Origin of the sequence: Sphingobacterium griseoflavum, from assembly GCF_014653155.1 — a bacterium.
GTDB classification, from domain to species: Bacteria; Bacteroidota; Bacteroidia; order Sphingobacteriales; family Sphingobacteriaceae; genus Sphingobacterium; species Sphingobacterium griseoflavum.
Window position 1 is genome coordinate 1 of sequence record NZ_BNAF01000004.1, and the last position, 14,545, is coordinate 14,545.

Here is a 14,545-nt window from a genome sequence, read left to right on the forward strand (position 1 = left end):
CCTGAGAGAAGCCATGGATAAAGGCCGGGCCGAAGGCTTGGAGAAGGGGTTGGAGCAAGGCTTAGAGCAAGGTATGGAAAAGGGTATGGAGAAAGGATTGGAACAAGGCTTAGAGCAAGGATTGGAGCATGGCTTAGAGCAAGGTACACACAGAAAGGCGATTGCGATTGCAACCACCATGAAGAAAAGTGGCATTTCTGCCGAAGATATTGCTATCTATACGGGTCTTTCCCTTGCTGATATCGAGGCACTGAGCAGTGGTAAGTAATATGTAGTGCGAGGCATCGCGCTATTTGCTTCCGCGGGGTTGCTGCTCGACTCTTCGGTAGCTTCCCCTCCCATAAACCCTTCCGCCGCTCGCCGCGGCAAGGCATCACTTTTGAAGGTCAAAAGTGATCAAAAGCCTTTGTCTCCTTGAGGTGCTCTGTCGCACAGGTCCGCCCTGCGCAAAGCACCCTGTTTGGCCGAAGCCGGAATAACGCCGCCATCGCTTTGTATGCGATGTCGACATGATTCCATGCTTGCCCTGCCCTCGAAAACCCCCAAACATGCTCTTTGCCAGCCAGCACTGTTAAGGAGACCTAAAAGTTCCGTCGCACGGTATTCTTTATATTTCAGTTATCGTTCGCTATCTTACAATAATGCGATAGTCAGCGATACGCTCACTATCGCTTCTGCCTTTTATTAACAGCAATGTCGCATCATTTTTGTTGCGTCTGTATAAACTTGCCTTTTCGCTGACGTGCGCTTGCTGCCTGTGCTATTGGAACTATTCCCCTTCCCGCAAACCCTTCCGCCGCTCGCCGCGGCAGGGCATCACTTTTGAATGCCAAAAGTGATCAAAAGCCTTTGTCTCCTTGAGGTGCTTCGTCGCACAGGTCCGCCCTGCGCAAAGCACCCTGTTTGGCCGAAGCCGGAATAACACCGCCATCGCTTTGGATGCGATGCCGACATGATTCCATGCTTGCCCTGCCCTCGGGAACCCCCAAACATGCTCTTTGCCAGCCAGCACGGGCAAGGAGACCTAAAAGTTCCGTCGCACGGCGTCTTTTATCAAACGGCTATCGTTCGCTATCTTACAGTATTGCGATCTTAAGAAGATACCCCAGTCATTGCACGTCACTTTCTCACCCTCTCACTTTCTCACTTTATCACCTTTTCACTTCTTCACTCAAGGCACAATAGCTTTAGCATAACGCGAAAATCAGCAATACGCTCACTATCGCTTCTGCCCATCATTAACAGCAATGTCGCATCATTTTTGTTGCGTCTGTATAAACCTGCCTATGCACTGCCCCATAAGGATGCATGTCGCTTCCGCGGGGTTGCTGCTCGACCCTTCGGCAGCATCCCCCCCCCTCAATTCCTTCCGCCGCTCGCCGCGGCAGGGCATCACTTTTGAAGGCCAAAAGTGATCAAAAGCCTTTGTCTCCTTGAGGTGCTTCGTCGCACAGGTCCGCCCTGCGCAAAGCACCCTGTTTGGCCGAAGCCGGAATAACGCCGCCATCGCCTTGGATGCGATGTCGACATGATTCCATGCTTGCCCTGCCCGCGGACCCCAAACATGCTCTTTGCCAGCCAGCACTTGCAAGGAGACCTAAAAGTTCCGTTACACGATGTTCTTTATTTTTCAGTTATCGTTCGCTATTTAAACTAATGCGATCTTAAGAATATACCCCAGTTATTGCACGTCACTTTATAACGGTGTCACTTCATCACTATATCACCCTTTCACGTCTTCACTCAAGGCACAATAGCCTTAGCATAACGCGATAATCAGCAGCACGCTCACTATCGCTTCTGCCTTTTATTAACAGCAATGTCGCATCATTTTTGTTGCGTCTGTAGAGACTTGCCTATGCACTACCCCACAAGGATGCAACAAAAATAAGCGACGGGGTTTTGGTTACTTTTGCCCTACAAAAGTAACGCCCCCGTCCCGGGCTTAGGGACAAACCAGTCCCGGCGAGGGACAAAAGATATTAGGGTTAATGAGTATTGTGGTATTGCGATACGGCAGCCTATTATCTGCGGTGGCAGCAAAACCTTTCAAAAGTAACGCCCCCGTCCCGGGCTTAGGGACAAACCAGTCCCGGCGAGGGACAAAAGATATTAGGGTTAATGAGTATTGTGGTATTGCGATACGGCAGCCTATTATCTGCGGTGGCAGCAAAACCTTTCAAAAGTAACGCCCCTGTCCCGGGCTTAGGGACAATCCGCTTCCGCTAAAGTTTGGCCATATCTTTGCGTGATAATTAGCGAAATTACATACATTAAAACGAAATATTATGGCACAAGCATTAAGCAAAGAACCCGTTTTTGACGGAATAGGCTACGAGCCTTCTCCATTTTCGAGGTCGGAATTCGTTACGGCGAAAACCGATTATGACCACACCGTCTATGAAGGGGCGAACACCGATAAGAACAAAAAGATATTGGTTGTATGTACCGAGCAACGCTACATGACCATGCAGAATGGGAAGAAATTCTCGACGGGCAACCATCCAGTGGAAACGTTGGTTCCTATGCTGCACCTGCAGGCGGCGGGATTTGATTTTGACATCTACACCCCGACGGGCGCGGCGGTAGCGCTGGAAATGTGGGCGATGCCCGAAGAAGACGAAGCGGTGAAAAGCATATTGGAGCAGTATCGTTCGCAGTTCGAGCAACCCAAAAGTTTGCACCATTTTGTGGCGAATGGCTTGCAGTCTGCAGCAGAATATGTCGCCGTATTCCTGCCCGGTGGCCATGGAGCCATGTTGGGACTGCCGGAAAGCGAAGATTTGAACAAAGTAATCCATTGGAGCGTGGAGCAGGATATTTACATGTTGGCCATCTGCCACGGTCCTGCCGCTTTGCTGGCTGCGGCGCAGGGGGATTCTGCCAGCTTCCCCTATGCGGGATATCAGATCACCTCGTTTCCTGATGCCCTCGATAGGCAAACGCCAGCAATCGGTTATGTTCCTGGAGAAATGCCTTGGTTTTATGGCGAAAAGCTGCAGAAATTAGGCGTCGAAATTTTAAACGAAGATATATCCGGCGCCTGCCACACCGACCGGAAGCTGGTGACCGGCGACAGCCCTTTGGCCGCCAATAATTTTGGGAAAATGAGCGCGCAGGTTTTGCTGGGCAGCTAAAAATATGCCGCGTTGCATAGCGATAAATGAGCGCCCGCGCGTTAACTAATCGCTATGCATCTTGATGTCTGGCAATCTTTTGTCGTGTCGGCGAAGCGGAACATTGCAGCTCGACCCATGCTGTTGGATGTTGACGATGTTTAGGCACCCCACCTAATTTTAATAAATGGATATAATTGTCCGATAGTAAGCACAAAAATATCATCCAGGATCTATGTGGGTGGCTAGATAAAAAAGGGGACATCTTGACGACGTCCCCTTTTGGGATGATTATTTATTAAGAACAAAGCTTTTAAAAACCTAAACCCACGCTGAATCCTGTAACGCCTACAGCAATATCACGCATGGCAGTGGCCGCACCGGTGGTGGTGTTCACTTGGTAAAGTTTAGTGCTAGAGCCCACGGTACCGATTAAATAGGCATGGCCGCTTTTGCTACCGATATCGAAGCCATTGGAAGCGGTTAGCGTGATGCCAAGCGCGCCAACTGGAGCCAGCGTACCATCATTAGGCGGTACTTGCGTGTAAAGCATACTGGTAGCATGGTCTAGTACAAGTAATGTTGTGCTGCTTGTGCCGGCCACATTATTGGTGTAGGCCGCTGCGCTTACGGATGGGCTACCTGGATTCAAGATGCCATCGATACCGACTACAAGACCAGTAGTGGGGTTCACGCGTAGGTTTTGGCCCGTGTTGCTAACCACACGGATAAGATCTACAGCAGGATTGAAGTCGAACCCGAAGCTCGTGCCCGCCAAGACGGGAAACATAGGAATCGTGCCGATACGCGTTGCGGCGCCCGAGCTTAGATTGATGGTGTACAGACGGCTGCTGCTGCCCAGTGCATATAGTTGTCCCGTTGCCGGGCGAAAATCGATACCCAACACAGTCTCGCCATCGGCCATGCCTGCAATAGCCTTACTGACCGATCCGTCTTTCATTGGATTCATGATGTGCAGGTTATTGCTGGCATCAACTGCATAGGCAACAGGGTCTGTCGGAATAGCCAAATCGATCAAAGGTGCTGCGATCCGACCGATCTTGTCGGCATGGCCACTTTCTAGATTAACCATATACAAAGCATGCTCATTTTGGCTATGCGCCGCAATAAGGGCCGCTTTGTTATCTGGGCTGATGTCGAACGCGACCTGTCCGCTAACCGACATGCCTAGGCTGCCCACTTCAACAAGTTTACCGTCATTCGGCGGATCCTGTTTGAAAAGTTTGCCCGAAGTAGCATCGATGTCATAAAGGGTTGTTGCAGAAGCGCCTGCCACACTATTGGTGTAGGCAACGCCACTGATGCTCACCGCACTGCTATGGTTGATGTCCATATCCTCGGCCGCCAAGGCGCCCGTTTCAGGATGCAAGCGTAGGTTTTGCCCGGTGTTGCTGACCAAGCGAACGCGGTCTACCGTAGGATTGAAATCGATGGAGGCAAATGTACCCTCGATAGCAGGAGCGAAGCTCGCCGAGCCCACAACCTGTGCTTGGGCAGATGTCGTATGTATGCGGTATAGCTTGCTGGCATTGGATAGTGCGTACAGCTCTCCGGTGGCGGGACGGAAATCGATGCTCATCAATTTCTCTCCAGAACCGAGTCCTTGGATCGCCGTGGTGCTTTCGAAGCTGCTTGGACGATTGGCGTTGAAGGCTACCAGCTCGTTGTTGGCTGTTAACCCATACACCATAAGGTCAGGTCCCTGCATGTCGCCGCCCATGTTGTCGTCGTCCGAGCACGAGGAGATGAGTGCCACGGCCGTGCATGCCAGCATAAATTTTGTTAGTGTTTGTTTTAAATTCATAGTTTCAATTTGAAAAATTTATGATTATTAATTTTGTTTTCATTACTAATCGTCTATCTCACAGATTAGTTTTAAGAAAATGAAATTTAGGTGTTGTAACTTGATTAGTTGTGTCGCACTTCGCTGGCGCGAGCTTGCGGCTCGCACCTTCGGGAAGTGCCATCCCTTCCGCCGCTCGCCGCGGCAGGGCATCACTTTTGAAGGCCAAAAGTGATCAAAAGCCTTTGTCTCCTTGAGGTGCTCTGTCGCACGAGTCCGCCCTGCGCAAAGCACCCTGTTTGGCCGAAGCCGGAATAACGCCGCCATCGCTTTGGATGCGATGTCGACATGATTCCATGCTTGCCCTGCCCTCGGAAACCTCCAAACATGTTCTTTGCCAGCCAGCACTTGTAAGGAGACCTAAAAGTTCCGTCACACGCTTTCCTTAATTAAAAGGCTATTGTTCGCTATCGTACAGTATTGCGATCTTAAGAAGATACCCCAGTTATCGCACGTCACTTTATCACTTTATCACCTTTTCACTTCTTCACCCAACGTGCAATATCTTTAGCATAGTGCGAAAACCAGCAGCACGCTCACTATCGCTTCTGCCCATCATTAACGGTAATGTCGCATCATTTTTGTTGCGTCTGTAGAGACTTGCCCATGCACTGCCCCATAAGGATGCAACAAAAATCAGCGACGGGGTTTTGGTTACTTTTGCCCTACAAAAGTAACGCCCCTGTCCCGGGCTTAGGGACGCCCAGTCCCGGCGAGGGACATAAGCGTGTTGGTCATGCATATTGGTTATGGCGATATGGCTACCGATTATTTGCGGCGGCAGCTCAACTTTTGCCCCACAAAAGTAACGCCCCTGTCCCGGGCTTAGGGACGCCCAGTCCCGGCGAGGGACATAAGCGTGTTGGTCATGCATATTGGTTATGGCGATATGGCTACCGATTATTTGCGGCGGCAGCTCAACTTTTGCCCCACAAAAGTAACGCCCCTGTCCCGGGCTTAGAGACAAACCAGTCCGGCGAGGGACATAAACGTATGGGTCATGGCAACATAACTACCGATGATAAACATTTATAATCGTATATAAACATTTAACAACCGACTATTACCGAGCAACCTCTTTAACTTAGCCCCTGAAACCAATTTACACATACATGGATGCGCACAGGTACATCGATTTGACGACGGATTTCGGCTTCAAGCGGATCTTCGGGTCGGAGGCCAACAAACCTTTTTTAAAGGCCTTCTTGAACGAGCTGTTCCAGGGCCGCCTGCAGATCGCGGACCTGCAGTACGGCAGGAACGAGCACGTGGGCGATACGGTGGAGATGGGTACGGTGATCTTCGACCTGCTGTGCAGCACGGAGGCGGGCGAGCATTTCCTGATCGAGGTGCAGCGCAGCACGCACCTGAACCTGAAGCGGCGGATGCTGTACTACGGCAGCAAGCTGATCGCCGATTCGGCACCCCGCGGCCAGCGCCGGAGCTGGGACTACGCGATCAGCGCGGTATACGTGGTCGTGCTGCTGGACGGCTTCCCGATCCCCGGCGGAGGGAGCGGCGCGGATTACCTGCAGGAGATCTGCCTGTGCAACCGTCGCACGGGCGAAGTTTTTTACGAGGAGATGGCGTACCTGTACGTGGAATTGGTTAAATTTGTGAAGCAAGGGGCTGATCTGCAGAGCGATCTGGACCGTTGGCTGTACGTGCTGAAGAACATGTCCAAGCTGGACGGTCTTCCGGTGCACCTGCGGCAGCCCATCTTTGAGCAGCTGTTCGAGATAGCTGCCTACACGCAACTGAACAAGGAGGAACGCCATATGTATGATGTAAGTTTGAAACGCAAGTGGGATGCCGCAGTCGTGCGGAAATACCAGGAACAGGAGCAGGCAAAAACCAGGGAGGCCCTGAAAGCTGCGGAAGCCGCCCTAAAAGCTGCCGAGGCTGCCGAAGAAGCCCTCGTAACAGGCCTGAAAGAAGCCATGGATAAAGGCTTGATCGAAGGATTGGAAAAGGGTTTAGAAAAGGGTTTAGAACAGGGTTTGGAGCAAGGATTGGAGCATGGCTTAGAGCAAGGTGCACACAGAAAGGCGATTGCTATTGCCACCACCATGAAGAAAAGTGGCATTTCTGCCGAAGATATTGCTATCTATACGGGTCTATCCCTTGCTGATATCGAGGCGCTGAGCACTAGCAAGTAATATGTAGTGCGAGGCATCGCGCTACTCGCTTCCGCGGGGATGCGGCTCGCACCTTCGGGGGCTTCCTTCCCCAATCCCTTTCGCCGCTCGCCGCGGCAGGGCACCACTTTTGAAGGCCAAAAGTGATCAAAAGCCTTTGTCTCCTTGAGGTGCTCTGTCGCACAGGTCGCCCTGCGCAAAGCACCCTGTTTGGCCGAAGCCGGAATAACGCCGCCATCGCTTTGGATGCGATGTCGACATGATTCCATGCTTGCCCTGCCCTCGAGACCCCCAAACATGCTCTTTGCCAGCCAGCACTTGCAAGGAGACCTAAGAGTTCCGTCACACGCTATCCCTTATCTAAAAGGTTATACGTTCGCTATCGTACAGTATTGCGATCTCAAGAAGATACCCCAGTTATTAGTCACTTTATAACGTTGTCACTTTATGACCTTATCACTTTATAACGGTGTCACTTTATAACGGTGTCACTTTATCACGGTGTCACTTTATCACCATATCACCATATCACCTTATCACTTTATAACGGTGTCCCTTTATCACTTAACCTTTAATGGCTATATTTCGCTATCGGCTTTGCTTTTCTCGGATTCCGCCTTTGAGGTGCTTTCCTGCCAATCCGGGTTGCTTTCCTGCCAATGCGTAACGGCGGGCATTGCATCTTCGCCATACTTGCGCACGAAGGTGCCTTTGACCCGGGTAGATTTCAAGACGTACAGTATCCAGATGATTGCGAACAGAACAGACCTAATCATCTCCGACGGATCCGATTCAAAGTCGGGCTGGCCGCTAAATAGCAAGGACGCGACTGCCGTATCCAGGATCACCGTAACGAGTTGGAAGATAAACATCAAAAACACCGTTTGGGGAAAGAGATCACGTTTTTTAAGAAACAAATACAGGCAATAGCCGGAAAGGAATATGATAACCGTATTGGTGACAAACTCGAACGCTATAAACGGCAGATAAAACGCAGCGAGCGGACCCTGGAAGGTTTCTGTAGCCGACCATACCTGCGCGCTAAACCCGTAGGGCAGCATGGCCATCAAGAACACCCGTATAGGGGTAAAAAACAAACCCAGCCCAAGGAAGATCAGCCAACCGCCAATGTTTTCATGGCTTGCATGGTCATAGATCCAGATCAGCGAGGATGCCTGCGTGCGGTTGTAGTAGCGGAAGGTAATCCACGTGAAGAGCGAGAGCAAGCCGAAGAAAGCCAGCACCGACCACCAATTTGTTACATCTTGCGTATTGGAACCCGTAACGAATCCATCATCATCGAGGAAGATCGCAGCGCTGAAGTATTGGTCTTTTCGACCAAAATCAGTGACATAATCCGCCAATTGGTTTGCGGGAACATGCGTATCATGAAAGCCTAAGCGAAAAGATACCTTCAGCGTATCGCGATCCGTCTTGATACTTTTTCCGAAGTAATAGCTTTCACGATCTACGAAGCTATTCTCACCTGTGAAGGGAACCTCCTTGCCGTCGGGGTTGATGATATAGATATCATGTTCCAAACTTAGCGGATAGGGCAGTGCAATAGGAGCGACGCGTGTTTCCAGCACTTGGGGCAGCGAGCCGCTGAGGTTGAGCGCATAGATGGACACGGCCTGCCGCGGGTCTGATAGGTCCCGTTCGGCAAGCTTATCCACCGTGTAGTATTCTTTCACGGAGAGCACGTTGTTCGCGATATCGTCCTCGTAGGTCAGCGAAGCACGTTTTTTTGCATGTTTGTACAATTTTTGGTAGTAGGTCAAATACGATTTCTCCACTTGGTTCTTCGCATTTTGCTTGAAATAGCTGCGCATGTTATCCGCGTTGCAACCCTTGTATACGGTCAAGACATCCACCTTGGCCGTTCCGTCCTTGCTCAGGAAAAAGCGCTCTTCGATCCGCGTGTTTCCAGCTACGATTTTATACGTATCAGCAATCTTGGCGTTTGGTTCTGCAGCGAGCACCTTGCCGTAGAAGGGAAAATAACGATCGCGAAACGGACCACCCTGATCGGTGATGGTGGGATCAATATATTGACCGCGGCCATCGATACTAAAATAAAGAACCATATGGTTGAAGGCCGTAGGCGCGGGAAGGTAATCTTCCAAGCTATATTCCTCCATCGAGTTGACGAGGATCAGCTTGCTGAAAATACCTTTGTGTTTAAGAAGCGCTGCGAGCAGCACCGATTTATCTTTGCAATCGCCATACCGTTGGGCAAATACTTTCTCTGGACTGTTGGCGCGGTGGGAATATTCGCCCACCTCGACGCCCATGTACCGGATGTCGTTCTGTACAAAATCCGCGATGTGCTGGGCATAGCGCATGGAATCGCCCTTTGCTTTCGTCCACATTTGATCGGCAAATAACCGCAGTTTACCAGAAGGCTGTAAGGCTGGTATAGGGTTGACATCGTGCGCCCATTGGCCGATATCGGCCCATTTTTTAAATTCCGAGCATTCAATGCGCTGACGTGAGGCATGCCAAAGCGGGGCATCAGGCTCGTAGTCTACCTTTTCGCAGTCCGTTATATCCCAATAATACGCAAGGGCCGATCCGATGTTTTCTTTTTTTGCCTCGGGTGCCCCTAAAAAGCTTTTGAACTGCAGGTTGCGATCTTTTGGCACGATATAGTTGACCAAGAGCTGACCGACGGGCTCGAAGCCCTGTAAAAAAAACGTATCGAAAAAATGGCCTGCAAACACAGGATTGAAGCCCTTGATCGAGTAGGAGCATATGATTTTATCGTCCTTCCGGAGATCTTCCAACAATAAATAGGCGGCATAAGAGCCGTTGTAGATCGACCGGGATAGCTCGGTCTCCAAGGGTATAAGTTCGAATTTGCGGAGATCTAGGCGCTCCATACGTTTGCCGTCGCGCAGCACGTGCAGCTCGTGCAGGACCAGTTTTTGGTATTGCGGATTGAACGAGAGCTGAATCTGCCCGGCATTGCTCGCCCCCGCGTTTTCCGTCAACACTTTGATGTTTCTGTAAAAACGGGTTTGCGTGGCGATATCTACTTGATACTCGATACGCTCGAAGTAATAGCCATCGCTGATATCAGCCAGGTTGGGTGCCGAGGGTTTCTGCTGGGATGTGCGTGTCCAGCTGGGAACCATGCCCGTCGTCAATGTGGGGGCGGCCGCAAAGGTCGCCACCTGGGCGAGTAGCATAAGTAGCAGTATGCTAAGGAAAGTACGTAATTTCATGCAGTTAATAATCTGGATCGAAGATAACGAATGCTTGAAATATATGAAAATATTTTTTCTCTATTCGCGAAAATAATTTGAGATCATTCTTTCTCCACCCGGTATTTATTTTTTAAGTGCGCATAGCGCTTGCGGTATGCGGAAGGGGTGCAACCGAAAAGTTTGGAAAATTGCTGCCTGAAGTGCTTGATATCATTGAAGCCGGCCTTAAAGGCCGCTTCGTTGATATTGGCCTTGGTGTCTACGAGCAGCTGTGCGACCTTGCGCAGCCGAATGTAGCGGATAAATTCATTGGCGGATTTTCCCGAAATCGATTTAATTCGTCGGTACAGGTTGGAATGGCTCATGCCTAAAGATTCGGCTAGGCTGCCGACGGTGAAATCACTGTCGAGCAGATTGAGCTCTACCGCCTGGATGGCCTGTTGCAGAAATTCCTTGTATTCGGCCGGTATTTTATAGTCGTTGGCCTGCAGGGTTATTTCGCTGTGGAAATACTGGTGGAGGCGTTGTCGGTTTTGGATCAGGTTGTGCACCCTCGCTTGGAGAATATCCTTGTCAAACGGTTTGGTGATATAATCGTCTGCACCACCTTCAATGCCTTTCAGCTTAACGTCGGCCGAGAAGCTCGCCGTCAGGAGAATAACCGGGACCTGGCTTAAATGTATATTGGTCTTGATTTTCTCGCAGAGGTCGATACCCGACACATCCTTCATCACCACATCGCTGATCACGATGTCGGGCTCCGTTTTCTGCAGTATTTCTAAGGCCTTTTCGCCGCTGTCCGCTTGCAGGATATCAAACTCCTGCTCGAAGATCTTGCAGATATATTGGCGGATATCGACATTGTCGTCGACGAGCAGCATGACCGGCCGCTCGCTGGCCATCTCCACGATCTTTGCCGACTTTTCGTCTTGGTAAATGCCTGTTTTGGCAGGAGGTTGCGGCTCTTCTTCCAGCAGCTCCTGTATAAAGAGTGATTGCTCGGACAGGTCTTCAAAGATCAGCTTGTCTTTGAGCTGTGCCGGCTGGCAAGGTAAGGTTAACGTAAACGTTTGGCCCCCCATGTCGTTTTGTTGGAAATCGACCTGCCCTTCGTGTGCCAGCGCAAACTTCCGCACGAGAAAAAGACCGATGCCAAAACCTTCTTTGGATCTGCCCTTGCGGGCATAGTCGCGATGAAAAGGTTGAAAAATCTGATCCGATAGGGGAGCTGATACACCATTGCCCGAATCGCGGACATGGATACTGACCTGCTGGGCGTCTGCCTGCACATAAACCTGCACTTTCCCACTGTTTTCGGTAAATTTTAGCGCATTTTGGAGCAAATTGAAAAGGCATATCTCCAGTTTTTCACGGTCTGCGTAGAGCAGATGCGTGGCTACGCTGCCCTGAAATTGATAATCGATCTGTCGGGCGTGTGCAAGCTGTTGGAAGCAGTAGAACACCTCGCGTGTTAAGGCAACGATGTCCAGTTTCACGAAGCGCAGCTCATCAAAGTCGCTGTCGGCCTTGCGAAACAGCAGCAGCTTGTCGACCAGGCTCAGCAGGCGTTTGGCATGCGTATAAACATGCTGCAATTCTGCCGATGTATCGACGGCTTCTTCCTTTTCCGGATAAAGCATCTCCTTGATCGGGTTGACGATCAGCGTTAACGGCGTGCGGAACTCGTGGGCGATATGTGTGAAAAAAGTTATTTTTTTCTCATGGAGCTCGTGCTCTTTGTCCCGTTCGAATTCGCTGCTCCTGAGTTGGTAAAGCAGCGACTGTTTGTTTTTGATATACCGGCTATACAGGTAAAAGGCTCCAACGAGCAGCAGGACGTAGAGCGCATAAGCCCCATTGGACCGCCACCAAGGGGGCAGGATGCGGATGGACATGATATGCTCCTTGCTATTCCATACGCCGTTGGCATCCGTCGATTTGATGCGCAACGTGTAGTTGCCCTCCTTCAAATGGGAATAATGGGCTGCGCGTTGCTTTTCCACGTAATTCCAGTCTTTATCCCAGCCCTCCAAAAAGTAGGCGTATTTTATCTTTTCGGGAAAGGAGTATTCTAAGGCTGCAAACGAGAAGGACAGCACCGCTTTGTCATACGGTATGACCATGGATGACAGGCTGGCGAGCGAAGAATCGGCATAGGCATCGTATGCGCTGTATGGCGTGTTGTCGATCTGAAACTGCGTCAGCATCAAAGGCGGAAATTTGACCGGAATCTGGGTGGATTTGGGCTGGAATATATTGAGGCCGCGGATACCGCCGAAGGCCATCTCCCCGCTTTTTAGCAACAGGGCGGCATTGTAGTTGAACTGGTTGCTCTGCAGGCCATCTGACTTGTAGAAATTTTGGAAGTGCAGACGCTGCGGATCAAATTTGCACAGGCCATTGTAGGTGGAAATCCAAAGGTTGCCCTGTTGATCTTTCAAGGCATTGAGCAGGCTGTTGCTGGGCAAACCGTCTTTTTCGGTATACCGCTTGAATTGACCGGACTGTATGTTGAAATGTAGCAGCCCACCACCTTCGGTGCCCAGCCACAGGTGATGCTTATCGGCCTGCAGCATAAACCGCACCGGCGTACCGATCGGGAATTTGGTGTACTGACGCGTGCGCACATCCAGTCGCGTCAGATCAGACCAAGAACCCATCCACAGCCGGTCGGTGTCATCTTCGAAAAAGCTGAGCACATCGTAAATAGGCAGCTCCAGTGGCTGAAACTTATCGTGCTGCCTATCCAGCACATACACCTGTCCGCCGTTTAGCGTAGCGACCCACAGGCGTTTGCTGCTGTCCTCGAAAATACGCCATATAGCCTTGTTGAAATAGGTGGTGTGCGGGTAAATGCAGTCGTAGGAGCGGAGCGTTCCCGTTTTTTCGTCCAGCCTGAAGATACCCCGATCGTAGGTGGCAATCCACAGCTGCTGCCCGGGCCCCTGCTGCAAGTCGGTGACGAATGCCTGCTGAAGGGCCGTTTTATCGCCGATGGCGTAATCCATATACTGTTTTTGCCGTTTATCCCATTTGAGCAGGCCAGCACCGTCGGTGCCTATCCAAAGGTTGCTATCAGAGCTTTCCTCCAGTGCGAGCACAAAATTTTCTGCGCGGATCTGTTGGCCTGTGGCGGGCTTGCGGATTAGTTCAAATTTCCCTTTGTTTGGATCGATCAAGTTGATCCCCCCACGCCAGGTGCCGATCCACTGCCGCTGCTGCGCATCTTCATAAACGGTGAAAACAGATTTGCTGGTCAGCTGTTCAACATCAAAATCGTTTGCGTTTGCTATCGCTCCTGTAGCGATGTCTATCTTCTGTATACCGTCGCCGTCCGAACAGGCCCAAATCTTATGATCCTTGCCGTAATGTAGGTGCACGATGCGTTTGCTGGACAGTCCATTTGCTGCGGTATAGTACGTAAACTGCTTTGTTGCTGGGCGATAACGGGTAATGCCCCAGTTGGTCGAAAACCAGATGTCACCATCTTGGGAACAGGCTACCGTGGAAGCATTATAATTGCCCGCCGTATGGACGATGACCCGATTTAGGTTAGGATCGTAATAGCAAACCCCGACGTTATGGACGAGGAGCCAAAGGGTGCCATCGGGTGTTTTGCCCATGCCGCTTACATTATAGGCGCTATTGGAGCCTTGCCCAGCCAGTAGCAAAGGTACCGACGTTGCGATATAACCTTCCTTCGTTTTTTCGATGGCTAGCAAACCCGCATCGCCGCTGCCGGCAAACAGGCGTTTGTTGCAATCGGTCTCTAACTGGTGGATGGAAAACGCAATGGAATCTAGCTTGCCGCTGCCAGAACGATAGAGAAATCTGGAAAATGTCTCCTGATCGGCGTGAAGTACCGCTGCGCCAACTTTTGTGGCAACGAACAGATGTCCTTGGCTATCCTCTAGAACGTCGGTGATCCGGTTGTCCGGAAGCGATGTTTTATCCAAAGGGATATTTTTGTACACCTTATAGGCGTAGCCATCATAACGATTCAATCCATTGGATGTGCCAAACCACATGAAGCCTTTATGATCTTGGTAGATATCCGTTACGTAATCGTTGGATAGACCCTGATCTATACCCAAATAGGCAATCGATTGCTGCGCAAACAGTGTATTGAGCGCAGAAAGATAGCATAGCAGCATATATAGGGCTAGTCTCATCATAAATAGGCTGAATTTGGTTCTCTATTTGTGTTTGCTAAAATTA

8 protein-coding genes and 1 pseudogene are annotated in these 14,545 nt (G+C 50.5%); 4 read left to right on the top strand and 5 right to left on the bottom strand.

Going from position 1 to position 14,545, the window contains the following annotated elements:
- Positions 1-268: pseudogene (locus IE165_RS05830) on the top strand (hypothetical protein); the annotation flags it as partial.
- 987 nt (positions 269-1,255) lie between these two features.
- Here IE165_RS05830 and IE165_RS05835 read toward each other — a convergent pair.
- Positions 1,256-1,591 (bottom strand): hypothetical protein, encoded by a 336-nt coding sequence (locus tag IE165_RS05835; RefSeq protein WP_189625674.1) that lies wholly within the window; start codon positions 1,589-1,591, stop codon positions 1,256-1,258.
- A gap of 697 nt (positions 1,592-2,288) precedes the next feature.
- On the opposite strand from IE165_RS05835, the gene hchA reads away from it, so the two are divergent.
- Entirely contained in the window at positions 2,289-3,137 is an 849-nt protein-coding gene (hchA, locus tag IE165_RS05840) for a glyoxalase III HchA (protein WP_189625675.1), read from the top strand.
- A gap of 292 nt (positions 3,138-3,429) precedes the next feature.
- On the opposite strand, the gene IE165_RS05845 is transcribed toward hchA, so the two are convergent.
- Positions 3,430-4,941 carry a DUF4394 domain-containing protein gene (locus IE165_RS05845; RefSeq protein WP_189625676.1) on the bottom strand — a complete coding sequence of 504 codons (1,512 nt, stop codon included), beginning with the start codon at positions 4,939-4,941 and terminating at the stop codon, positions 3,430-3,432.
- 663 nt (positions 4,942-5,604) lie between these two features.
- Here IE165_RS05845 and IE165_RS05850 point away from each other — a divergent pair.
- On the top strand, positions 5,605-6,015 hold the full coding sequence (locus IE165_RS05850; RefSeq protein ID WP_189625677.1) for a hypothetical protein: 411 nt from the start codon (positions 5,605-5,607) through the stop codon (positions 6,013-6,015).
- A gap of 77 nt (positions 6,016-6,092) precedes the next feature.
- Positions 6,093-7,139 (top strand): Rpn family recombination-promoting nuclease/putative transposase, encoded by a 1,047-nt coding sequence (locus IE165_RS05855; protein WP_189625678.1) that lies wholly within the window; start codon positions 6,093-6,095, stop codon positions 7,137-7,139.
- Here the strand turns inward: IE165_RS05855 and IE165_RS05860 are convergent.
- The 3 genes from IE165_RS05860 to IE165_RS05870 form a co-directional block, all read right to left on the bottom strand.
- Positions 7,088-7,387 carry a hypothetical protein gene (locus IE165_RS05860; protein WP_189625679.1) on the bottom strand — a complete coding sequence of 100 codons (300 nt, stop codon included), beginning with the start codon at positions 7,385-7,387 and terminating at the stop codon, positions 7,088-7,090. The genes IE165_RS05855 and IE165_RS05860 overlap by 52 nt on opposite strands.
- Before the next feature lie 309 nt (positions 7,388-7,696).
- A complete protein-coding gene (locus IE165_RS05865) occupies positions 7,697-10,345 on the bottom strand; it encodes a DUF3857 domain-containing protein (RefSeq protein ID WP_189625680.1) in 2,649 nt (882 codons plus the stop codon).
- An 83-nt stretch (positions 10,346-10,428) separates the two neighbouring features.
- Entirely contained in the window at positions 10,429-14,502 is a 4,074-nt protein-coding gene (locus IE165_RS05870; protein ID WP_189625681.1) for a hybrid sensor histidine kinase/response regulator transcription factor, read from the bottom strand.
- Between the last annotated feature and the right edge of the window lie 43 nt (positions 14,503-14,545).